At 72.8% G+C, this 22,838-nt stretch carries 18 protein-coding genes; 10 read left to right on the forward strand and 8 right to left on the reverse strand.

Annotated features, from left to right (window positions below; all coding sequences use genetic code 11):
• Positions 1-13: 13 nt before the first annotated feature.
• Complete coding sequence (locus tag AMIS_RS15115) at positions 14-1,192, reverse strand: MFS transporter (protein WP_231859394.1); 1,179 nt, start codon at positions 1,190-1,192, stop codon at positions 14-16.
• Positions 1,193-1,395: 203 nt separating this feature from the next.
• On the opposite strand from AMIS_RS15115, the gene AMIS_RS15120 reads away from it, so the two are divergent.
• On the forward strand, positions 1,396-4,080 hold the full coding sequence (locus AMIS_RS15120; protein ID WP_014443188.1) for a LuxR C-terminal-related transcriptional regulator: 2,685 nt from the start codon (positions 1,396-1,398) through the stop codon (positions 4,078-4,080).
• A gap of 16 nt (positions 4,081-4,096) precedes the next feature.
• Here AMIS_RS15120 and AMIS_RS15125 read toward each other — a convergent pair whose 3' ends face one another.
• Positions 4,097-4,981, reverse strand: coding sequence for an alpha/beta fold hydrolase (locus tag AMIS_RS15125; protein ID WP_014443189.1), 885 nt, complete (start codon positions 4,979-4,981; stop codon positions 4,097-4,099).
• 50 nt (positions 4,982-5,031) lie between these two features.
• Here AMIS_RS15125 and AMIS_RS41670 point away from each other — a divergent pair, with 50 nt between their 5' ends.
• The 3 genes from AMIS_RS41670 (at position 5,032) to AMIS_RS15140 (ending at position 7,748) form a co-directional block, all read left to right on the forward strand.
• A complete protein-coding gene (locus AMIS_RS41670) occupies positions 5,032-6,189 on the forward strand; it encodes a hypothetical protein (RefSeq protein WP_014443190.1) in 1,158 nt (385 codons plus the stop codon).
• Positions 6,182-6,838 (forward strand): Fic family protein, encoded by a 657-nt coding sequence (locus AMIS_RS15135; RefSeq protein ID WP_014443191.1) that lies wholly within the window; start codon positions 6,182-6,184, stop codon positions 6,836-6,838. The genes AMIS_RS41670 and AMIS_RS15135 overlap by 8 nt, the downstream gene beginning before the upstream one ends.
• A gap of 82 nt (positions 6,839-6,920) precedes the next feature.
• Positions 6,921-7,748 (forward strand): polysaccharide deacetylase family protein, encoded by an 828-nt coding sequence (locus AMIS_RS15140; protein ID WP_063711148.1) that lies wholly within the window; start codon positions 6,921-6,923, stop codon positions 7,746-7,748.
• A 16-nt stretch (positions 7,749-7,764) separates the two neighbouring features.
• Here AMIS_RS15140 and AMIS_RS15145 read toward each other — a convergent pair whose 3' ends face one another.
• Positions 7,765-9,405: an FAD-binding protein gene (locus AMIS_RS15145; RefSeq protein WP_014443193.1), complete on the reverse strand. Its 1,641-nt coding sequence runs from the start codon at positions 9,403-9,405 to the stop codon at positions 7,765-7,767.
• 155 nt (positions 9,406-9,560) lie between these two features.
• Between AMIS_RS15145 and AMIS_RS15150 the strand changes: the two genes are divergently transcribed.
• Positions 9,561-9,950 carry a TetR-like C-terminal domain-containing protein gene (locus AMIS_RS15150; RefSeq protein ID WP_014443194.1) on the forward strand — a complete coding sequence of 130 codons (390 nt, stop codon included), beginning with the start codon at positions 9,561-9,563 and terminating at the stop codon, positions 9,948-9,950.
• Here the strand turns inward: AMIS_RS15150 and AMIS_RS15155 are convergent.
• Both AMIS_RS15155 and AMIS_RS15160 read right to left on the reverse strand, forming a co-directional pair.
• On the reverse strand, positions 9,926-10,702 hold the full coding sequence (locus tag AMIS_RS15155; RefSeq protein WP_014443195.1) for a PaaX family transcriptional regulator: 777 nt from the start codon (positions 10,700-10,702) through the stop codon (positions 9,926-9,928). The two genes, AMIS_RS15150 and AMIS_RS15155, sit on opposite strands and share 25 nt — an antisense overlap.
• A complete protein-coding gene (locus tag AMIS_RS15160; RefSeq protein WP_014443196.1) occupies positions 10,702-11,283 on the reverse strand; it encodes a GNAT family N-acetyltransferase in 582 nt (193 codons plus the stop codon). Before AMIS_RS15160 ends, AMIS_RS15155 begins: the two co-directional genes overlap by 1 nt.
• Positions 11,284-11,322: 39 nt before the next feature.
• On the opposite strand from AMIS_RS15160, the gene AMIS_RS15165 reads away from it, so the two are divergent.
• On the forward strand, positions 11,323-12,330 hold the full coding sequence (locus tag AMIS_RS15165; protein WP_014443197.1) for an alpha/beta hydrolase family protein: 1,008 nt from the start codon (positions 11,323-11,325) through the stop codon (positions 12,328-12,330).
• Here AMIS_RS15165 and AMIS_RS15170 read toward each other — a convergent pair.
• The gene (locus AMIS_RS15170) at positions 12,315-13,073 is read right to left on the reverse strand and encodes an alpha/beta hydrolase family protein (protein ID WP_041829798.1); all 759 of its coding nucleotides are present in this window, start codon (positions 13,071-13,073) and stop codon (positions 12,315-12,317) included. The genes AMIS_RS15165 and AMIS_RS15170 overlap by 16 nt on opposite strands.
• Before the next feature lie 51 nt (positions 13,074-13,124).
• Here AMIS_RS15170 and AMIS_RS15175 point away from each other — a divergent pair, with 51 nt between their 5' ends.
• Together AMIS_RS15175 and AMIS_RS15180 are read left to right on the forward strand one after the other, a co-directional pair.
• Positions 13,125-13,772 carry a nucleotidyltransferase domain-containing protein gene (locus AMIS_RS15175; protein WP_014443199.1) on the forward strand — a complete coding sequence of 216 codons (648 nt, stop codon included), beginning with the start codon at positions 13,125-13,127 and terminating at the stop codon, positions 13,770-13,772.
• Between the two features lie 290 nt (positions 13,773-14,062).
• Positions 14,063-14,365, forward strand: a complete 303-nt coding sequence (locus AMIS_RS15180) for a hypothetical protein (RefSeq protein ID WP_014443200.1) — start codon at positions 14,063-14,065, stop codon at positions 14,363-14,365.
• A gap of 21 nt (positions 14,366-14,386) precedes the next feature.
• Here the strand turns inward: AMIS_RS15180 and AMIS_RS15185 are convergent, their stop codons facing one another.
• Positions 14,387-15,223 carry an SDR family NAD(P)-dependent oxidoreductase gene (locus tag AMIS_RS15185; protein WP_014443201.1) on the reverse strand — a complete coding sequence of 279 codons (837 nt, stop codon included), beginning with the start codon at positions 15,221-15,223 and terminating at the stop codon, positions 14,387-14,389.
• Between the two features lie 88 nt (positions 15,224-15,311).
• On the opposite strand from AMIS_RS15185, the gene AMIS_RS15190 reads away from it, so the two are divergent.
• Positions 15,312-15,971, forward strand: a complete 660-nt coding sequence (locus AMIS_RS15190) for a TetR/AcrR family transcriptional regulator (protein ID WP_014443202.1) — start codon at positions 15,312-15,314, stop codon at positions 15,969-15,971.
• A 205-nt stretch (positions 15,972-16,176) separates the two neighbouring features.
• Positions 16,177-17,328 carry an SGNH/GDSL hydrolase family protein gene (locus AMIS_RS15195; protein WP_014443203.1) on the forward strand — a complete coding sequence of 384 codons (1,152 nt, stop codon included), beginning with the start codon at positions 16,177-16,179 and terminating at the stop codon, positions 17,326-17,328.
• Between the two features lie 58 nt (positions 17,329-17,386).
• Here the strand turns inward: AMIS_RS15195 and AMIS_RS15200 are convergent, their stop codons facing one another.
• Complete coding sequence (locus AMIS_RS15200) at positions 17,387-22,819, reverse strand: AAA family ATPase (protein ID WP_014443204.1); 5,433 nt, start codon at positions 22,817-22,819, stop codon at positions 17,387-17,389.
• Positions 22,820-22,838 lie beyond the last annotated feature (19 nt).

Below are 22,838 nucleotides of genomic sequence, written 5' to 3' on the forward strand. Positions count from 1 at the left end.
ACGGATGATCCGGCTATCGGGGAGAGCCATGTCCGCTGCCGGTGAGAGCGCTGATCGCCGCGACGGCGGTCGCCGCCGCCAGGACGCCGAGGGCCGGCCCGTACCCGGTGGTGTGGTTGACGGAGGAGGCCATCAGCAGAGGACTGGCGAATCCGGCGAGCCCCGCGACGCCGGTGACCATGCCACTGACGCGGCCGATCATCGCGGGCGGCGCGACGGCCGCGACCTGGGCGAGAAGGGCCCCGCTCGCGATGCCGAGCGCCACCGCGATCACCGGCAGCAGCAGGGTCACCACGAGGGGGAGCGGCGGCGTGAACGCCTGTGCCGTGACCGCGGCGGCGAGGACGACCAGGGCGGTGGTCAGCGGTCGTCGCGGCGCGAGGCGGTCCGCCAGCCAGCCGCCCACCGGGCGCATGAGCACGGCCAGCACGATGAAGCCCGCCATCGCGTAGCCGGTGCGGTCGAGCGGCAGGCCGTAGGCGTTCGTCAGATAGACCGGAAGGTACGACGAGAACGTCACGAAGAGCGCCGACGTCACGGCGTTCCACAGGGCGCCGCGCCGGGTGATCGGCAATCGCAGGACGGCCACGAGAGCGCCGCCCGGCCTGCCGCCGGTGGACGGGCGCCGAGGGGTGTCCGGCACCGTCATGACGACGAGCACGGCGAACAGGGCCACCCCGGCCGCCGCCGCCAGGAACGGGGCGCCGATTCCGTGCTGCTCGACCAGGCGGACCGTGGTCAGCCCGCCGATCGCGCCACCGCACAGACCCGTGCCCAGGACGCCGAGGGCCAGTCCCCGGCGCGGGGCGGCGAACCGGGAACTGACGACCGGCACGGCGACCGCGAACATCGTGCCGGCGACGCCGAGAAGGCCGGCGCCGATCAGCAGGCCCGCTGCCGAGTGCTCCACGACCACGGTCAGCACCAGCAGGGCCGCGACTGTCGCGGCCGCTACCAGGAGGAACGCGGTGCGAGCGCCGAGCCGGTCGGTGAGCGCGCCGACCGGGACGCGCCCGAGGGAGCCGACCACCACCGGTATCGACACGGCAGCCGCCTGCTGGATCGCGGTGAGGCCGAGGGTGTCACGCAGCAGCGGCGCCAGTGGTGCCAGCAGCGCCCACGCCCACGCGCTCAGCAGATAGCCGGCGGTGGCGATGGCGAGTATCGGCCCGGCGCGCTGCTCTGTTCGCATGGTCACTTCTCCTCCCCGGGTCACCATCATGGCGGCAGGCGGGCCGCCGTAGTGATCGACGAAGATCACATGACGGAAGGTTGCTGCCCAGCACCTTTCGTGCTTCTCTGGCGCCAGGCATACCGCGCCGATGACGGCGCGGGATCGGGGACCGGCAGGCGCGGCGACGGGGGTCGCGGCTCCGGGGTGAGGCGGTGGCCGCGATGCCGGGTGTCGTGACGAGCAGCCATGACGGCGCCGACGGCTCGCCGATGGATCCCGTTTCCTCGACGCCCCTGATCGTCGCGAAGACGGCGCAACCGGTGATGGTGCGCGGCGGTGTGGACCGGCCCCGCCTTCTCCGTCTGCTCGACCGGACCGTCCGCAAGCCGCTGACCGTCGTCCGTGCCGGAGCCGGCTGGGGCAAGACCGTCCTGGTCTCGGCGTGGACACGCACCAGCGCCGCCCCGGTGGCCTGGCTCAGCCTGGACACCTACGACAACGACCCGCAGACCTTCTGGTCGTACGTGGTGGCGGCGCTGCGCGGCACCGGCGTCCTGACCGCGGACAACCCGATGGTCGAGATGAGATCGGTGCCGCGCGACGAGCGGGAACGGTCCCAGCGGATGCTCGCCGGGATCGGCCGCCTGCCCGGTACGACGGTGCTGGTGCTCGACGACTTCCACGTCATCGACGACCGGCAGGTGCTCGGCGAGGTCGGCGCGCTGCTCCGGCACCTCCCGGCGTCGCTACGGCTGGTCCTGATCGGCCGGACCGAGCCGGCGCTCCCGCTGGACCGGCTGCAGGCGGCCGACCGGGTCGGTGAGATCCGCGCGGACGACCTGGCCTTCACGGCGGACGAGGCCACGGCGCTGCTCCGGGATCACGGCCTCGCCCCGACGGCCGAGGACGTGACGACGCTGCTCCACCGTACCGATGGATGGGCGACCGGACTGCGGCTCGGCGCGTCGTTCCTGGCCGGCGACGGGGGCCGGAGGTCGATCGCCGATTTCGCCGGCGACATCCGCGGCGTCGACGGCTATCTGACCGACGAGGTGCTGGCCGGGCGGCTGCCGCGGCAACGCCGGTTCCTGCTCGAGACGAGCGTCGCCGAGCAGATGTGCGCCGGGCTGGTCAACGCGATCACGACGGGCGCCGACGGGCAGCGGATGCTCGAGGACCTGGAGCTGGACAGCGACTTCGTCGTGCGGCTGGGACCGAAACCCGTCTGGTTCCGCTATCACCACCTGCTCCGTGACGTGCTGCGGCATCGGCTGCACCTGGAGATGCCGTCCGTCGTCCCCGCACTGCACCGCCGGGCGGCCCGCTGGTACGCCGAGCACAACTGGGTGATCGAGGCCCTGAGTCACGCGGTCCGCGGGGAGGACTGGCGGTACGTCGGCCACCTGGTCACCACGCAGGCCGGTCCGCTCATCCTGTCCACGCAGCGGGCGGCACTGGTCCGGATCCTGCGTCAGGTGCCCCGGCAACAATTGGCCTCGACACCGGAACTGATGGTGTGCGACGCCCTTCTGCTGTTCCACATCGGTGACTACGAGGCGATCCCGGCACGGGTGGCCCGCATCCGGGAACTGTTGCGGGACCGACCGGCCGCCAGTCGTGACCCGGCCGAGGTCCTGTTGATGGCCCTGCAGGTCGGCGCCGACCGGGCGATCGGGGACATGCCCGCCGTCATCGAGGTGGAGACCGAGCAACTCGCGCTCCTGGCCCGTTCCCCCTACCCCGACGGCACCGCGGCAGCCCAGTACCGGGCGATCGCCCTGAACAGCAAGGGTCTGGCCCTGATGTGGACAGGGGACGTGGCCCGCGGCGCTCGTGACCTGCGCGCGGCGTCCGCCGCGGCGGAGGCGGTCGGCGTCGAGCTGGCCCAGATCAACGCCACCGGCCACCTGGCCCTGCTGGAGATGATGCACGGCTCGGCCGCCGAGGCGGCCCGGCTCGCCGGGAGCGCCCGTGAACTGGCCGAACGCCGGGCGTGGCGCTACACCGTGCAGGCCGTCGCCGCGCATTTCGCGCAGGCCCTCGTCTCCCTGGAGAGCAGGGATCTCGCCGCCGCGCAGGAGGCCCTTCACCAGGGCATCCGCGCGCACGAGAGCGACCCGGAAGCCGCCCAGCGGGTGGTCATGCTCGGCGTCCAGGCGCGGATGGCGCTCGCCCGGGACCAGCCGCACCAGGCGCGGTCCCATCTCGCTCAGGCACGCCGCGACCGCAACCCGCGGATGTCCGTTCCCGCCCTCGACTCCTGGCTGGCGCTGCTCGACGCCGACGTCGACCTCGCCACCGGGCAACCCGAACGCGTCGAGCAGCATCTGCCGGACACGCCGGGCGAGCTCCCCGGCCCGGCGCAGCGGGTGCGCCTGGCCCGCGCCGCCTACGCCCAGGGACGCCCGCGTCGCGCTGAGCAGGTGCTCGCCGCGGACCCCGGCACGCCGGGGTCCGCGGTCGCCACCGTCGAGGCCGGCATCGTCAGCGCCCTGGTGGCCGACTCGCGGGGTCATGCGACGCAAGCCGTGGACCTGCTCGCCGACGCCGTCCGCCTGGCCGTCGACGAGGGGATCCGGCGGCCCTTCGTGACGCTGGGCGGCAGCCGGCTCACGGCGCTCTTCGACCGGATGCGGCTGCTCGGCTCCGTCACCGCGAGCATCATCGACACGCTCAGCGTGGGCGGGCGCCCGGCCACGGCCGCGCTCGCCGGCGAGAGCCTCAGCGACCGCGAAGCGGAGGTGCTGCGCTACCTGCCCACCATGCTGACCGCCGCCCAGATCGCCGTCGAACTCGGCGTGTCCGTCAACACGGTCCGCGCCCACATGCGATCGATCTACCGCAAGCTGCAGGCCGAACGACGCATCGACGCCGTCGCCCGGGCGCGCGACATCGGCCTGCTCTGACCGGCCGGCCGGCGGCTCAGGGCTGCATGGACCGGACGGTCAGCACCGCGTCGGCGAACGCGGCCGGCGCCTCCTGCGGGAGGTTGTGGCCGGCCTCGATCACCCGGTGCTCGTGACCGGAAACGAACATCGGGGCGTGATCGGCTGTGCCGCCCGGCTTGAGGGTGTCGGTAAGGCCGTCCAGGGTCACCGCCGGCACGGTGATCGGCGGACGGGCGGCGAGCCGGGCCTCGAGATCCTGGTGGGCCGGGTCGCCCGCGGCCTCGCCGAGCGCGTGCCGGTACGCATGGATCACGACGTCCACGAAGTCCGGGTTGTCGAACGACCCCGCGGTCCGGGCGAAGGTCTCATCGTCGAACGCCCATCGCGGCGACCACTGCCGCCACAGCATCCGGCACAGCTCACGGCGGTGCGCGGCCAGTCCCTCGCGGCCGCGCTCGGTCTGGAACAGGTGCTGGTACCAGACGGCGTGCTCGACGGACGGGTCGAACGCGTGGCGCTGCCGCTCGATGTCGATGATGTCGTAACCGGCCAGCGACACCAGCCCGGCCACCCGCTCCGGCCAGAGCGCGGCCGCCACGCAGGAGGCGAGGCCACCCCAGTCGTACCCGGCCACGATCGGACGGTCCAGGCGTAACGCGTCGGCCAGCGCGATCAGGTCGGATCCGAGCGCCGCCTGCTGCCCGCTGCGCATCGTCGCGGCGGAGCGGAAACGGGTCGGACCGAAGCCCCGCAGATAGGGCCGGATCACCCGGGCGCCCTCCGCGGTCAGCGCCGGAACCACCTGGTCGTAGGCGTGGACGTCGTACGGGAACCCGTGTGACAGGACGACCGGCCAGCCGTCCGGTGGACCGTCCTGGAGACAGGCGACGGCCAGCACACCGGCATCGACAAGATCCATGACATCACGATAGACAGGCGGGACGGCTGCCTCACGAAAGGTTCACTGCTGTGCTTGTCGACCGGGTCCACCTGCCCGACTTCTCGCGGCTCACCTGGCGTGACGTCGACCCGGCCGGCCGGCCCGGGTTCGACCCGGCGGGTGTCGCCGCGCTGGTCCGGTCGCTGCCGCCGGCGACCGAGGTTCCGCCGGCCGGCACGGATTGGCGGCTCGCCGATTTCTGGTGGGACCGGATGACCGAGGCCCTGGTGGAGCGGCTCGGCCCGTGGGCGGCGGGCTGGCAGCACACGGTGGTGGTGGAGGACTATCCGGGCCGCGGCGTCATCCCGGTCTGGTGGGAGGTCCGGCTGCCGATCACCACGCCGGACGAGACTCTGGACGGCCTCGCCGCCGCTCTGGTGGCGTGGCACGAGCTGACCGTCGAGATCGCCACCGATGCCCGCGGCCGGTTCACCGCATCGGCGCCGGGCGCCACGGTCAGCGGCGGTGATCCGGCGGCCTGGCAGGCGGTGAAGGCGCCGGGTGTCAGCCGTTTCCAGCCCGGGCACTTCACCCGTCGGATCCCGCACCCGTCGATCCTGGACTGGGCCGACGTCGATCCGCGGACCCGGGAGTTCGACCCGGCGACGGTCACCGCCGTGGTCGCCGGACTGGTCACGCCCGAGAACCTCCCGGCGCAGGGCGCGGACTGGCGTCTGCAGGACCTGTGGCTGGAGAACGTGTCGATCGGGCTCACCGAACGGTACGGGTCGTGGGCGGCCGGCTGGCGCTGGTCGGTCGGCGAGGGCGACCTCGACGGCGGGCCGGTCACCGCCTGGTGCTGCTTGCCGCACTCGGTCACGAGTCCGGAGGAGACCGCCGCGACCGTCGGGGCCGCGCTGATCGAGTGGCATGAGTGGCTGGCGGAGACCGCCGAGCGGTTCGACAGGTTCCTGCCGCTCGCGCCCGGCGACCTGGACGGCTGGGAACGCGCGGTGGCCCACCTGGTGACCGCCGTCGGCGACCGCACCCAGTACGAGTCCGCCTGGTACGGCTGCTGCCTCACGGTCCTCGGCTGGTTCCTGGACGCGGCCGGGATCGCACGCGGCGAGCAGCAGCGGATGCTCGATCACGCGATCGGCGGCCGGTTCGCCAGCTGGGTCGAGCCGGACCCCACCCTGGTCGCCTCGGTCGCCGAGCGCCTGGCCGGGCAGGCCACCCGTGCCTGACCAGCTCCGCGCGTGGCAGGAGGTCCGTGAGCGGGTGCCATGGCATGATCTCGTGCCGCACCTGGACACCCCGGTGCGCGCGATCCGGGACGGGTTTCTCGCCCACGCCGCGATCGGCGCCGACCGGCGGCGGCAGGAGCTGCTGCTCACGGCGTACCGTGATGTCCGTCGCGCCGCGGCGTCCGGCGCCGCTCTCACCCCGCAGCTGACCGGCCGCTGGAACGCCACGCTGCGAGGCATCCCGGCCGCCGGCTTCCGCCGGGGCCCGGCCTTCGCCAAGAACGGCCGCGACAGGTACGGGCTGCACACCGACACCCCGCACCGGTACGGGCGGAGCCTCACCGAAGCCGCGGACCCGGCGATCCCGGTGGCGGCCCGCGCCGCCCGGTCGTATCTCGACGTCGCGTTCTTCCACCCCTACGACGACGGCAACGCGCGCCTGGCCGGCCTGGTCCTGCACTTCGTGCTGCTGCGGGCCGGCGTGGAGCTCGACGAGGCCGGCCCGATCCTCGGTCTGGTCCGGCGTGCCGACGACCCGGAGGGGGCGGCCGGCCTGACCCGCCTGGTGCACGGCATCGCCATCGCCACCCACCGCCGGTGGTTGCGCTCGACGATCGACACTGTCCGCTACGCTGCCCCGCGATCATGAACCCCGCCACAGTGTGCTGCCGCCGGACCGCTCACGGCCGTCTGTGAAGGAAACGGTTCACCCCTACAGCAAGGACATATCGATGCGAATCGGCGCAGCGTTCCGGGCGGCCACCGCCGTCGCGGTGCTGGCGATCGTCGCCGGATGCAGCGGCAACGCGCCCGCGGCGGCGCCACCGGCGAGCACGGCCCCGGCGCCCACCGAGGCCGCCCCGGCCTCCGCGCCCGCGCCCACCGCCCGGGAGGTGGCGCTCGCCGCGCTCCCGGAGAGGATCCGCAAGCGGATCCCGGAGTTCGGTCCGGCCCCCGCGCCGGTCCCGGTGACGCTGCCCGGGAACGGGACGGCCGGCTGGTTCAGCCGCATCCCGACCGAGCAGAAGATCGCGTTCATCACGATCGACGACGGCTGGGAGAAGAACCCGCTCGCGCTGCGGCTGTTCCAGGCCGCGAACGTGCCGACCACGCTGTTCCTGGAAGTCGACGCGATCAAGGACAACCCGGACTTCTTCACGCCGCTGCAGCAGGCCGGCGCCACGATCGAGAACCACACGATCAGCCACCCGAACCTGCGCGGCAGGTCCTACGACTTCCAGAAGCGCGAGATCTGCGGCGGCGCCGACCAGCTGGCGAAGTACTACGGGCGGCGCCCGGTGCTGTTCCGCCCACCCGGCGGCACGTACGACACCACCACGCTGAAGGTCGTGCACGACTGCGGGATGAAGGCCGCCTTCTACTGGAAGGAGACCACCCACAAGGGCAAGGTCCGCTACCAGGAGGGACACGGCGTCAAGCCGGGCGACATCATCCTCATGCACTTCCGGCCGCGCTTCGTGGACGACTACCTGGCGGTGCTCAACGCGATCCACAAGGCGGGTCTGACACCGGCCCGCCTCGAGGACTACATCCCCTGAGTCCCCGCCGCCGGGATCACGCGGGAAGTTTGCCGGCGGCGTGGAGGGCTGCGGCGTACCCGAAGCTGAGGCCCTGCCCGATGGTGGCGCCGGGGCCCGGGTAGACGCGGCCGAAGGCGTTGCCGGCGCTGTTGCCGGTGGCGTAGAGACCGTCGATGACGCTGCCGTCGGGGCGCAGGGCCCGGCCCACGCCGTCGGCGCGGATGCCGCCGCAGGTGCCGAGGTCGCCGGGGACCACCTTGACCGCGTAGAACGGGCCCCGGTCGATCGGGCCGAGGCACGGGTTGGGGGTGATCGTCGGGTCGCCGTAGTAGCGGTCGTAGGCGCTGGCGCCGCGCTGGAAGTCGTCGTCACGGCCGGCGGCGGCGAGCAGGTTGAACCGGTCGAGCGTGGCCGGCAGGCCGGTCAGGCCGGTCCGGGCGGCGAGTTCGGCGACGGTCGGTGCCTGGTGCGCGATGCCGGCGTCGTACCAGGCCTTCGGCAGGGCCTGGCGGGGGAAGATGCCGCCGCCGAAGACGTAGCGGTTGCGGTACCGCTGGTCGAAGACCATCCAGACCGGCAGCTCCTCCTTGATCATGATCTGGCCGGCGGTCATGTAGTTGACGGCCTCGTTCATGAAGCGGCGGCCCTGCTGGTTCACGATGATCTGACCGGGCAGGGAGCGTTCGGCCAGCAGCGGGCCGGGCATCGGGCCCGGCGCCGGCACCGCCGGGAACCACCAGGACTCCTCCATGAACGCGAGGTCGGCGCCCGCCGCCGTGGCGATCTCGATGGCGTCGCCGGTGTTCTCCGGGTTGCCGAGCGACCAGGCGGTGTCGAGTTGCTCCGACTGGTACTTGTGCCGCCAGTCCGCGCGCCTGTCGAAGCCGCCGGCGGAGAGCAGCACGCCCCGGTCGGCACGGACCGTCACGTCGGCGCCGTCGCGGGTCACCACGACGCCGGTGACCCGGCCGTCCTCGACGATCAGCTCCTTGAGCGGGGTCTCGAACCAGACCGGGATCCCGGAGCGCCGCACACCGGCGAACAGGCCGGCCGCGAGGGCGCCGCCGCCGGCCACGTACTCCCGGCGGATCGCCAGGCCGCCGACGCCGAGGCCGAGCAGCTTGGCGCCGGTGACGATGCCGCGCGGTTTGCGGGCGACCAGGTTGAGCCACTTGTAGGTGCGGCCGGAGACCGGCATCGGGAACGGCGCGGCCATCGCCGGCGGGCGCAGCCGGGCCCGGTCGGCGCCGAGACGGCGTACGTCGAAGGGTTTCGGCTCGATCGCCCGGCCGGTCGCCGATCCGCCCGGCAGCTCCGGGAAGTAGTCGGCGTAGTCGGTCATGTGCTGGTATCGCAGCGGGGTGCGGCGGCGCAGCACGTCGACCGCGGCCGGCCCGTGCACGACGTGGGTCTCCCAGCGTGACTCGGGGGTCTCCCCGGCGGTGACGTGGCGCAGGTACTCGCGGACGCGATCCGGGCTGTCGACGACGCCGGCCTGCCGGAGCAGCGTGTTGTTCGGGATCCAGAAGCCGCCGCCGGAGAGCGCGGTGGATCCGCCGAAATACCGCGACTTCTCGACGATCAGAACCGACAGCCCGGCTTCGGCGGCGGCCAGGGCCGCGAGCATGCCGGTGCCGGAGCCGACGACCACGAAGTCATAGCGTGTCTCGTCCATGTCGCACTCGCTTTCGACGCTGAGGAGGCAACAAGGAGGAACGCTATTCCTGCCGATAACTAAAGGCAACGGGTTGTTGCCATCGAGGCGGGATAGGGGTCAACCGCACCACCCTCTACCGCCGCTGGCCGTCCAAGGCCGCCCTGCTCGCCGCGATGATCGAGCCGGTCCTGGAGCGCTGGGACACCGACCCGGACACCGGCTCGCTCCGGCAGGACCTGCTGACCCTCACGCTGATGATGCGCGACAGCACCGCGCTGCCCGAAGGCCGGGCGCTCACCGCCGTGGCGACCGCGGGTGAGCTGCGGGATCTCCTGCGGCGCACCACCGAGCGGGCGATCGCGCCGTTCCACCGGGCGTTCGACCGGGCGGTCGCCCGTGGTGAGATCAGCGCGGTCGCCGACGCGTACATGATGGCGCATGTGATTTTCCACGGCGTGGTCGGCTGGGAACCTCGGCACGGCGCGCTGCCGACCGACGAGGAGTGCGCCCGGATGGTGTCCGTGGTTCTGGGCGGGCGTCAGGGTGAGAGCCATCCCCGGTAGATGACCTGCTCGGGCAGCCGCGCGGCGAGTCCTTCCCAAGCGTCGAGCCACCGGCGCCGGATGCGGGTGGGCGCCCAGTCCGGAGGCCGCAACTCCAGCGGGATGAGCGGATCGTCGCGCATCGCGCGTTCCAGCGCGTCGGCCAGCAGGATCTGCCGGGTCACCACCGGCACGTCATCGTCGTCGCTTCCCGCGAGCGCGCGCGCGACCGCCCGGTAGCCGTCCACGATCGGCGCGGCCGGCCACAGCAGTTCCGCGATCTCCGGCGGGGAGGTCACGCCACGGACGTCGAGGGTGGTCGCCACGGCCCGGACCAGGTTGCCGCCGTTGATCATCTCGGTGAGATCGTGCGGGCTCGCATAGAGGCCGGTCGACACCACGGCGGCGCCCGCGTCGATGAGCTCACGCCGTAACGCGTCACGGACGGCCCGCTCGCTCTCCGGGACGCTCACCGCGAGCAGCTGCCAGGTGCCGTCCCAGGGCGCCTCGCCGTGGTCCTGCGCGAACGCGAGACGCAGCCCGAGCCGGTCCCGGGCGAGCCGCTGCCGTCCGTTTTCGGTCAGGGTCAGGCGACCGCGCCGCCCGCGTCCGTCCTGCGTCACCTCACCGGCGGCGATCATCCGGCGGATCGCCAGCCGCAGCGGCTGATCCTCGATCCCGGCCGTGTTGCCCGCGTCATAGACCAGGCCGAGTTCGACATCACCGGCAAAAGGCAGAAAAGCCTCGATCACCGTACGGGGTAGCGGCCCCATCACCACGTCCTCTTCCGCATCGTCCGGTAACGGTCGAAACCGTACAGGTGACGCAGTGGCCCGAGGGATCCGTGCTCGGCGGTCGCGAAGCCGTGGCGGCGGTAGAGCGCCTCGGCCCGCGGGTTGGTGTCGATGACGGACAGCTGCACCCACTGATCGCCGTGCCGGGCAGCCAGCTCGGTGACGGCGTCGAGCAGCGCGGATCCGATGCCTCGGCCGCGGTGCTCGGCGGCGACGCAGATGCCGTCGAGGACCAGTACGCCGTCCCGCTCCCGGCGGTCGAGCGGCGCCAGGGTCAGGGCTGCCCAGGCGGCCGCGACGATCCCGAGGCCGGCCCGCAGTCCCGCCCACGACAGGTCGACGGCGCCGTGGCCGTCGTGGTGGAAGCCGCACATCCCGGCGACCTGCCCGTCCACCCGGGCGATCAGGGCGCGGTCCGGGCGCAGCGCCGCCGTGACCTGCGCGACGCCGGTGGCCTCGTCGCGGAAGGCGATCCGCAGCTTCGGGCCGAAGGCGGCCCAGTACAGCTCACCGACGCGCGCCCGCTCGGACTCGGTGAAACCGATCGACAGCTCAGTCATGCCGTTGATCCTATCGGATACTCTACGACCGTGAAGAAAATGATAGTTCCGCTTCTGCTCCTGCTCGCCGGGGTGGTCGTCGTGCTGATCGGCAACGACTACCGCATCGACGAGACCAGGCTGACCATCCCCACGACCGGCGGCAGCCTGGACGCGGTGCTGGCCGCCCCGAAGGTGGGAACCGCGCGCGGGCTGGTCGTGATGATCCACGGCGACGGGCCGGTCGAGGCCACCCACGACGGCCTCTACCGGCCCTGGTTCGAGGCGGCTGCCGACGCCGGGTTCGCCACCCTGGCCTGGAGCAAGCCCGGCGTCGGCGCCTCCACCGGCGACTGGCTGCGGCAGAGCATGGACGACCGGGCCGCCGAGGCGTCCGCCGCGATCGACTGGGCACGGCGGCAGCCCGGCGTCCCGTCCGGCCCGCTGGTGCTCTGGGGCGCCAGCCAGGCCGGCTGGGTCCTGCCGAAGGTCGCCGCCACCCGCGACGACGTCAGCGCGGTCATCGCCGTCAGCCCGGCCGTCAACTGGCTGCGCCAGGGCCGGTACAACCTGCTCGCCGAACTCGACCACGACGGCGCCGACGCGGACGAGCGGGCGCGGGCGATCGCTGCGAGCGACCGGACCCGGCAGTTGCTCGCCGAGGACGCCGGCTACGACACCTACCGGTCGAACACGCTCGACACCGAGCCGATGGACGCCGCACGCTGGGATTTCGTGCGCCGCAACTACCGCTCGGACGCCACCGCCGACCTGCGGGCGATGAGCGCGAAGCCGGTCACGGTCCTGCTGATGCTCGGCGAGCACGACCGCAACGTCGACATCGCCGAGACCGAGGCCACCTACCAGCGGATCCTCGGTGACAAGGTCACCACCGCGCGGTTCGACGCGGCACACTCGATGGCCCGCCCGGTGATGGAGGACTCCACGGTGGCCGGCCTCGTCACCGGCGTCTTCTGGCCCCGGGCGCTGTTCGCCGGCGGCGTCCTCCACGCGTACCGGGATTTTCTCGCGGCCCGGTGTGCCGGGTGTGGTCAGCCGGGGAGGTAGGGGTCGGCCCAGGCGCTGATCACGCGGGCCGCCCGCTGGGCCTGGCCCGGCGCCGTGAGCAGGTGATCCGAACCCTCCAGGGACACGAAGCTGCGCGGATGCTGCGCGGTCCGGAAGATCCGGCTGGCGTTGTCGACACTCACCGTGCTGTCCGTGGGGGAGTGCATCACCAGCAGCGGCAGGCCCAGCGCGACCACGTGATGGTGCAGCTCGGCGCGGCGGAAATCCTCCACGAGACTGCGCTTGAGGATCAGCGGCTTGCCGCCCACCAGCCACTCGGCGTGACCGTCCTCGATCACCCGGTCGACGAGGTCCTGATAGTGCCGCTCCACGTTCTTCGGCTCGAACGGCGCGCCGATCGTGGCAACCGCGCGGACGCTGGGAATCCGGTTCGCCGCGGCGATCACCGCGGCCCCGCCCAGCGAGTGACCGACCAGCACGTCCGGCGGGGTGCCGCGCCCGGCCAGGAACTCGGCCGCCAGAACCGTGTCGTCCACCTTCACCGCGAACGAGCCGTCACCCCAGTCGCCCTCCGAGTCGCCGAGCCCGAGATTGTCGAAACGCAGCATGCCGATGCCCTCGGAGGCGAGCTGCTTGCACGTCCGCGACGCGGCGGGGGAGTCCTTGCTGAGCGCGAACCCGTGCGCGAACACACCCCAGCCCCGAACCGGCTCGGCGGGCGGATCGACGAGCCCGGCCAGCACAGGCCCCCGGCTGCTGGCGAATCGGACGCGCTCGGCCACACCCCGATCCTAAGGCGGCCCGGGCGCCGGGTGGCCCGATACGGTCGTGGAATGAGCACCCCGTTGCCCGCCGGCGGCCGGGAAGTGACGCCCGACGATGCCGCAGCACTCGAGTCGCGGTGGGCCGCGTGCTGGGAGCCGGCCGAGCTCAGGCGCCGGCTCGCCGGGATCTCCACGCCCTGGTACACAGCGGGAGGCTGGGCCCTCGATCTGTTCCGGGGTGAGCAGACCCGCGAGCACCACGACATCGAGATCGGTGTCCCGGCCCGGCGATTCCCGGAGATCCGGGAGCGCCTCGCCGGATTCGTCTTCGACGCGGTCGGGGACTGTCACATCTGGGAAACCCCGACGCCGCAGGTGATGGGCGCCACCTGGCAGACGTGGCTGCGCGAGCCGGCGACGGGGCACTATCTGCTGGAGGTCTTCCGCGAGCCGCACGACGGTGACGTGTGGATCTGCCGCCGGGACGAGACGATCAGGTTCCCCTATGCCGAGATCATCCGATACACCGTGGACCGGATCCCGTACCTCACGCCCGAGCTCGTCCTTCTCTTCAAAGCCAAGCATGTACGGCCGGAGGACCAGCGCGATTTCGAGGGGGTCCTGCCGTTGTTGACGCGTCCCCGGAGAGAGGCTCTGTCCCGGCTGTTGAATCGGGTGCACCCGGGACACGAATGGCTGGCGGCCTTGCCGGAGTGAGGCGTCAGAGCCGAAGGCGCGCAGGTCTTGGAAGCCTCGCAGATCTTGGAAAGGCCGGTGCCGGCTGGCGCTCAGTGCGGACAAACCGGGCGCACGACAGCACTGGCAGCCAGCTCGGGGAGCCGAGCCGGTTACCAGTGCTGTCAGCGGGTGCGCGGGCAGCGCTCAGAGCCGGCCGGACCGGCCGGCGCGCAGTGTCGGCCCGCGGGGCAGCGCTCAGGATCGGCCGGACCGGCTGGCGCTCGGTGCGGACGAACAGCGCGTCGTCCGCCCGCCGATACCCTTTCGCCGTGCCGTATCGCTACTACCGCCGCCACTGGGACGACACCCGAGGCGACGAGTTCGACGCCTGGGGCCATTCGACCTGGTTCTTCGAGGTCGCCGACGACGGGCTCCCGGTTCGCCAGGTCGAGATGTACGCCGCCGGCCCCGTCATGCGCTACGGCCCCGATCACGAAGAGGACCGTTACGCCGGGCTGAGCGAAGCGCCCCTCTACGAGCCCGGCGACGACTGGAGCCGCTTCGAGATCACCGAAGCGGAGTTCGAGCGGGCCTGGAAGCCGGCCGATCAGGACCGTCGCCGCAGCATGTGACCAGCGGCGGCTGAACCGGCGTCAGGCAGCGTCGTAGTCGACGCTGCGGCCCAGTTCGGCCCAGCGGTCGTCCTCGGCCTTCAGCCGCTTCATCTCGGCGTCGAGGATGCCGACCGCGTCACTGCCGAGGGGCAGGTTCAGCGGCGGCTCGTCCATGGCCGCCACGTCGAGCAGGACGCGGGCGACCTTGACCGGGTCGATCGGCTCGCTGCCGGTGCGGCCGCGGATGTAGCGGCCCATCGCGCCGACCGTGGCGTCGTACTGCGGGGAGATCTGCGGGATCTCCATGGAGGAGCCGGCCCAGTCGGTGCGCATGGCGCCCGGCTCGGCGAGGGTGACCTTCACGCCGAGCGGGCCGGTCTCCTTGGCGAGGACGCCGGAGAAGCCCTCGACCGCCCATTTGCCGGACTGGTAGGCGCCCACGCCCGGCGCCGTGCCGCGCCCGCCGACGGAGGTGACCTGGATGAAGTGGCCGGCGCCACGGGACACGAAGTGGGGCAGGGCGGCTTTGGTGACGTACACGGTGCCGTAGAAGACGGCGTCCATCTGGGAGCGGAAGTCGTCGAGGGTGATGTCCTCGATGGCGACGAGGTTGGCGTACCCGGCGTTGTTGACGACCACGTCGAGGTGGCCGAACGCGGTGATGGCCGCGTCGACGGTCCGTTGTGCCTGGTCGGCGTCGGTGACGTCGAGCTCGAGGCGGAGCAGCCGATCGCCGTACTTGTCGGCGAGGTCGGCCAGGGAGTCGGTGCGGCGCGCGGTGGCGGCCACGCAGTGGCCGGCGGCGAGGGCTTCCTCGACGATGGCGCGGCCGAGGCCGCGGGAGCTGCCGGTGACGAACCAGACCTGCTCGGTCATTTCTTCTCCTTGAGGAGGGGGTGTGCCTCCGAGTATTACGCAAGCAACTTGCGTTAACAACGCAAACGGCTTGCGTTAAGGTGGTGTCGTGCCCCACACCCCGAATTTTCAGCGCGCCCGGTCGACCCAGGCCAAGGAGGAACGCTCCGCCGCTCTGCTGCGGGCGGCGGTGGAATTGGCCACCCGGTCCGGCGTACGGGCCGTCACCCTCACCGAGATCGCCACGGCCGCCGGGGTTCACGTCTCCGGCGTACGCCGATACTTCGGGTCCCGGGAGGAGATCTACCTGAGACTGGCCGCCCAGGAATGGGACTCGTGGGCGTCCGCCGTCGCGGAGGCGCTCGCCGGCCGCCACGACGTCCCCGCCGTCGACCTGGCCGATCTGCTGTCCGGCACGCTCGCCGAGCGCCCGCTCTTCTGCGACCTGCTCCCGCATGTGCCGCTGACGCTCGAACGCGAGGTTCCGCAGGAGACGGTCCGCGAGTTCAAGCTCGACGCTCTCGACGCGGTCACCACGCTCGCCGGAGCGATCACCGCGTCCACCGCGCTCACGATCGAGCAGGTCCACGACCTGATCGCGGCCATCACCGCGCTGGCCGGCAGCCTCTGGCAGATCGCCCATCCACCACAGACCCTGGCCACCCTGTACGAGCAGGACCCCCGCCTCGCCCATGCCGCATCCGACTTCACGCCCCGCCTGGCCAGGCTCGTCACGGCGCTGCTGACCGGTTTGCCCACCGCCGGATAGGCCCCGGACAGGACACCAACCCAGGTTCCTAGGATGCCACAGGCGGAGTGATCACGGCCCTGGTGTGACGCGTACGCGGCTCGCACACGAGAGATCCCGCCGCCGGAGGGCGATGTGCGGCAGCTGTGCGCCCCCTGCCAGTGACTCCCGGCAACCTTCCGTCCGAGATCGCGGCGCAGCGGCTGCGACAGGGCAGGGGCTCACCATGTACATCCGACAGTGGATCTCCGGCTGGGGGACGGCGCAGCAGCTGACGCCGGCCGCCGTACCGGAAGAATCAACCATCAAGATTGGCAACCAGACGGTACGCATGGTGGCGCGCACCACCGCGGCCGGTGCGGCCGTCCGTGTCGCTCTGGCGAACTCCTTCGGCGTGGCGCCGGTGCGCGTCGCGTCGGCTCGGATCGCGTCGGCTCGGATCACCGAGCCGGACGGCGGCGGCGGGGGCGTTCACCGGCTCACGTTCGCCGGGCGGCCGGAGGTGACGATCCCGCCCGGCGCGTGCCTGACCAGCGACCCGGTCGAGTGTCCCGTCACCGCGCAGGCCGATCTGGTCGTCTCGCTCCACGTCCCCGACCAGGGTGTCATCCCGACGACGCACGAGGTCGGCCTGCGGACGGCGTGGCTCGCGCCCGGCGACCAGACCGCCGCGCCCGAGCTGGACGACGCCACACCGTTCCGGTCCTATCTCTGGCTGACCGGTGTCGACGTCCTCGCCGAGCCGGACGCCGCCACCATCGTCGCCTTCGGTGACTCGGTCGTCGACGGCATGGAGACGACACCCGGCGCCGACGCGGCATGGCCGTCCGTCCTGGCGCGGCGGCTGGCCGCCCGGCCGGACCTGCCCCCGCGCGCGGTGGTCAACATGGGGATCGCCGGCAACCGGATCCTGCGCGAGACCGACGGCCTCGGCGCTGCCGGGCTGGCCCGCTTCGACCGGGACGTGCTGGCGCGGCCCGGTGTGCGCTGGGTGGTGCTGTCCGAGGGGCTCAACGACCTGATGTTCGGTCTCCTGCCGGGCGGCGAGCCGGTGACCGCCGAGGACCTCGTCGCGGGATATCGCCTGCTGATCGCCCGCGCGCACGCGTACGGCATCCGGATGATCGGCTGCACGCTGCTCCCGGTCGGCGGCGCCGGCATCGACGGCCTGGAGCCGCTGCGCCAGGACGTGAACCGGTGGATCCGCGAGTCCGGCGCGTTCGACGCCGTGGTGGATCAGGATGCCGCCGTCCGCGATCCCGACGACCCGGCACGGGTACGCCCCGGCCTGCTCGCGCACGACGGCGTCCACCCGAACGACGAGGGCCATCGCGTGCTGGCCGGCGCCGTGAACCCTGAGTTGTTCCGGGCGACCTGAGAAAGACGACGACCTGAGAAAGACGACGACCTGACAAAGACGACGACCTGACGACGACTCACCGCGCGGCGACCGGCACCGACAGCACCCCCGCCGGATGATCCGGTGTGTGCAGCGCCAGCGGCATGGTCAGCACGAACACCGAACCGTGCCCGGCAGCCGGCCGGTAGGTGACGTCACCGCCGTTGGCGCGGGCCAGCTCGCGGACGATGTAGAGGCCGAGCCCGGTTCCCGGCGCGGTCGACGCGGTGCTGTCCGCCCGGGTCAGTCGGCCGAAGAGCCGGTCGCGGAAGTCCGGTGGAACGCCCGGCCCCTCGTCGTGCACCTCGAGGACGGCGGTCCCGGACGCCCGCCGGGCGAACGCCACGATCGCGGTGACCCCGCCGCCGTACTTGGCGGCGTTGCTGATCAGGTTGATCAGGACGTGGTCCAGGTGACTGGGCTGCATCAGGGCGACCAGGCCGCGCGGGCAGTCGACCGGGACGCCGGTGGCGGCCCCAGCGGCCAGGGCGGCGTCGATGTGGTCGGCGACCACGGTGGGGCTGGGCAGCGCGGTGAGCTGGCCGGCGTCGATGCGGACCAGGGCGAGGACCTCGTTCACGATGGTGTCCAACCGGCGGGCGTTGCGGTGGATGCGTTCGAGCAAGCCGGCGAAGGGCTCGGGCAGGTCGTCGTCGGTGCGGGCCAGTTCCAGATGCCCGAGGATCATGGCGAGAGGGTTGCCGATCTCGTGGCCGAGCATGCCCATCAGGTCGGACTTGAGCTGGTTGGCCGCCTCCAGTTCGCGGTTGCGGTCGGCCAGTTCGAGGTGGGCGGCGTCGCGGGCGGCCTCGGCGGCCCGGCGCGCGCTGATGTCCTGCAGGATGCTGACCAGCTGGGCGGGCCGGCCGTCGGCGTCGCGGACCGCGGAGACGGTGACCTGGGCGTCGAGGTGGCGGCCGTCGGCGCGCATCAGGGTGAGCTCGCGGCTGATCCGCGGGCGCCGGTCGGCGATGACCTCGTCGAGGTCACGCCGGTGCGCATCCCGGTCCGGTACGGCGAACAGCTCGGTCAGCTTGCTGCCGGTGAGTTTGCGGGCGGTCGTGCCGACCATGTCGAGGAACGCCGGGTTGGCCTCCTCGATGCGGTCGTCGATGCCGTGGATGACCTGGCCGACCGCGGCGTGCTCGAAGTGCGAGCGGACCCGGCGCTCACTGTCGGCGAGGCGCCGGGTGGCGGCGGCGAGGTCGGCGGTGCGGGCCCGGACCGCGCTGTCCAGCGAGTCGTAGAGGATCGCGTTGTCCAGCGAGACGGCGAGCTGGCCGGCGATCAGCCGTACCGTCTCCAGCCGGTCGGTCGAGAAGATGCCGCGCTGCCGGTGGTTCTCCAGCACGAGCACGGCGTGCGCCACGTTGTGGCTGGGCACCGGGACGACCAGCAGAGCACAGAGATCAAGACCGGACAGGTACGGGTCGTGACTGAACCTGTCGTCGCCGGTGGCGTCGTCGACGAGCAGCGGTTCGCGGGTGCGTAACGCGTACCGGATGGCGGCCAGCGGCAGGCGGCTCTCGCCCGGGTTGGCGGGGTCGGCGACCACGGCCGCGGGCTGTTCCCGGTCCGGCCCGGCGATCGCCGACGCGTACCAGTCGGAGGTTTCCTGGTGTTGCAGGACGAGGTGCGCGACGGTGGCCCCGGTCATGCCGGCGAGCAGGTCGCCGACCTGGGCCTGCAGGCCGGCCACGGTGGTCTGCGAGCTGAGCGCCTGGGACGCCCGCAGGACGGCCATCAGGTCGATCGGCAGCGTCTCGCCGCCCGGCCCGTGCGATCCGGTGGCGGGGGAGGCGGCGGCCCGCAGGAACGGGTGCGCCGCGGTCATCGCGTCGGCCTTGCCCTGGGCGCCCCACCGGCAGTAGGCGTCGAGGGCATCGGCGAGCAGGCGGCGGCCGCCGTACTCCAGGCCCTGGCTCAGGTGGAACAGCCCGGCTCGTTCGGCCAGCAGCGCCCGGTGCCAGGGTCGTCCGGAGACCTCGGTGAGCCCGGCGTCGTACTCCCGGGTGGCCGTGACCGGGTCGCCGAGCGCCCACGCGCGCTCGGCCTCGACCAGATGCAGCAGCGGCCGGAAGTTGTGCGGGCAGTCCGCCGCGCGCCGGGCCAGCCAGCTGCGGGCCTCGTCGAGGTCGCGCACCGCGGCAGTGTCCGCGCCGGCGCGGATCCGCCGGGCGAGGCTGACCGCGCGCGTCACCCGGGCCAGCATCGAGTTGTAGAAGCCGCGGATGGCCCGGACGCCGGTCATCGCGGCGGCCGACGCCTCCTCCAGGCGTTCCTCGTCATCGAAGATCATCGCCGCCAGGGCGCGGTTCGTGTGGTAGGTCGCCAGCCCGGCCTGGGCGGCGGCGATCCCGGCCAGATACTCCGCCTCGTCGAAATCGGCGCTGACCAGCGAGCCCGGCCCATCGGTGCGGCCCTGCAACGCCCGGATCAGCTGCCGGTACCCGGTCAGCGAGAGCACCGAGAAGCGGGCGCCGGTCCGCTCGGCGAACGCCAGGCTCGAGGTGATCTCGTCGGCGGCCGCGTCCAGCGTCTCGCCGCAGTCGACGAGCACGGCCGACAACCGGTTGGACAGCATGCTCGCGACCTGCACGTCGCCGACCGCGATCAGGTCGTCGCGGGTCTGCTGGGCGACCTCCAGGATGCCCTCGGCGGGTTCGCACCAGTGCGCGGCCAGGCACAGGTGCATGTACCGGGCGACAGCGGTCTCGGCCTGGTAGCCGTGCCGGCGCCCGACAGCGGCGGTGTACGCGGTCAGCCGGTACCCGGTGCGGTAGTCGTCGCGCAGGTCGATGGTCACGGCCACCACCGCGCCCAGGGTGCCGACGAAGGGCGCGCACACGCCGTGCCGTTCCCACAGTTGCTGGGCCTGCAGCACCAGCCAGGCGTGCATCAGCGGATCGAGGTAGAACGCGGGCGCCAGCAGCCGGTTGATCACCCGGCCGGCCGCGATGATGCGCGGATCGGTGGTCTCGGCGGTGTTCTCCTGCCCCGCCTCGATGCGTTCCGCCCACCGGTACAGCCAGTCCACGCCGGCGTCGACGGCGGCGGCGAGGTCGGTGGGCAGGGCGATGCCGAAGCGGGCCAGGACCCGTACCCCGAGGTCGATGGCCGCCACGCTGGCGCCGCGCTGGGTCAGGCTGTTGATCTGGGTGGGCGTGGCGGCGGCGAGGGCCGGCAGCCCGGGGGAGCGGTCGACGAGGGACCGGTAGACCTCGTCGGCGTCGGCGAGCCGGCCGAGGCAGTAGAGCGCGGCGTGCCGGTCGGCCAGGATCACGTCCGCCGGGGCCAGCCGGTCGGCGCAGCGGTACAGCTCCTCGGCGACCACGTAGTTGGTCAGCTGGGCGGCCCGGCACCCGGCCGCGTGCAGCAGTTGCGCGGCGGCTCGTCGCTCCCGGGGGTCGTCGAGCAGGTCGGCGGCCGCGAGGTACTGCTCGGCCGCCTCCTGCCGGGCGTCGTCCCGGTCGGCCAGGTTGCGGGCCATGGCGAGCTGCATCCGGGCGCGTTCCGGCTCGTCGAGGGCGTCGTAGGCGGCGCGGTGGATCAGGTCGTGCCGGAACCGGACCGTGCCGGACGTCGTCCCGGGCCGGTCGGCGCCGATCAGGCGGGCCGCGGCCGCCGGCGCCAGGTGCTGGATCAGGGCGGCGGCCGGCATGCGCAGCGCGGCGGCGAGCACCGCCGGCGGGGTGTCGCCGCCGAGGCAGGCGAGCGCGGTCAGCACCCGGCGGGTCGGGCCGGGCAGCCGGGCCAGCCGGTCGGTCATCACGTCCGGGACGAGTTTGCGGGCCAGGAACGCGCGGGCCGCCTCCGGGTCCCAGCGCCAGCCGTCACGGCCCAGCGTGAGCAGGCCGTCCCCCCGCAGCGCGTTGAGCAGCTCCACCGCGGTGTACGGGTTCCCGCCGCTCGGCTCGTGCAGCAGCTCGGCCAGACCGGCCGCGGCGTCCACCGGCAGGCGCAGCACCGCGCCGACCAGCGCGGTGAGGCCCCCGGGGTCGAGACCGGTGATCCGGATCGGCGGGTCGATCCGGCCGTTTCGCTCGCCCCGGGCGGCCAGAGCGGCCAGCGGGTGGCCGGCGTCGTGGTCGCGGTAGGTGCCGACGATCAGCAGGCCGGGGATCGGGCCGGCCGCCACGATCGTCTCGAAGATCTGCAGCGAGGAGTGGCTCGCCCACTGCAGATCGTCGACGGCCAGGACCACCGGGCGCTGGCCGGCCACGGCCTTGAGCAGCGCGATGATCGCGGTGGTGACCCGCGCGGGCGCGGTGCCCGGGTCGTCGGCGGGCTCGGCCCGGGCGCCGAGCAGCGGCGTCAGCTCGGGGACGGCGGTGAGGATGACCGGCAGGTTCGCCCCGAGCGCGGCGACGATCCGGCGCCGGTCGGCGGTGATGTCCGGTTCCGGTTCGGCGAGCAGCAGCCCGGCCAGCTTCGCCATCGCGCGCCGGATGCCGCCGCTGCCGGTCCCGGTGCGAAACTGGTCGTACTTGCCGTTGATGAACCAGCCGCCCCGGGCGGTGACGACCCGGCGCAGCGCGGTCACCAGGGAACTCTTGCCCACTCCGGCCGGCCCGCCGATGAGCAGCGCTGGCCCGCCGGTCTGTGCCCGGTCCAGCGCCGCGACAAGCATTCTGATCTCGTCGTCGCGCCCGACCAGGTCGGCGGGCCCGGTCAGCACCGCAGGGAAGTCGTGCTCGCCCAGGCGCCAGTGCCCGGTGCCGAAACAGTCCAGGTCGTGGGCGAGGGCCTCGGCGCTCTGGTACCGCCGGTCGGGGTCCTTCTCCAGCAGCCGCAGAATGATGTCGGCGAACGCCGGGGGCAGCCCGTGGCGCCCGGCGGGGGAGACCGGGCAGCGGACCAGGGTGTCCCGGATGACGTCGAGCGGGTCGTCGCCGGGGAACGGGGACTCGCCGGTGGCCAGGGCGTACAGGGTGGCGCCCAGGCCGTACAGGTCGGCGCGTTGATCAACCGGCAGGCGCAACCGCCCGGTCTGTTCCGGCGCCTGATAGCCGAGGGTGCCCAGCGGCTGGTCCGGGGGCGCGATGGCGGGCGAGCCGGGCGGCAGGATCTCCGCCATGTCGTAGTCGATCAGCACCGGCGTGCCGGATCCGGTGAGCACCACGTTCGCGGGGGTGATGTCGTGGTGCAGCACGCCGGCCCGGTGCATCGCGGCGACCGTGCCGGTCAGTTCCCGTGCGACGTCGAGCAGGCGGGACGCGCTCAGCCGGCTCACCGCGATCGGAGCGCCGCCGTCGTCGATCGAGAACAGCGACTGGCGGGCCTGCCGGTCCGCGAGCCGCGGAACCCCCGGGACCCCGGCGAGATGCCGCAGCACGGCGCGCTCCCGGTCGATCCGCCGGACCGCCCCGGGGCCGAAGGCACGTTTGCAGATCAGGGAACCGGCGTCATCGGTTGCGGTCTGGCGGAGGACCTGGGTGCTGTCGTTGCGGTACAGCAGCTCCTCTGCCATAAATCATGATAATGCCACC

The sequence above is a fragment of the Actinoplanes missouriensis 431 genome, assembly GCF_000284295.1.
GTDB classification, from domain to species: domain Bacteria; phylum Actinomycetota; class Actinomycetes; order Mycobacteriales; family Micromonosporaceae; genus Actinoplanes; species Actinoplanes missouriensis.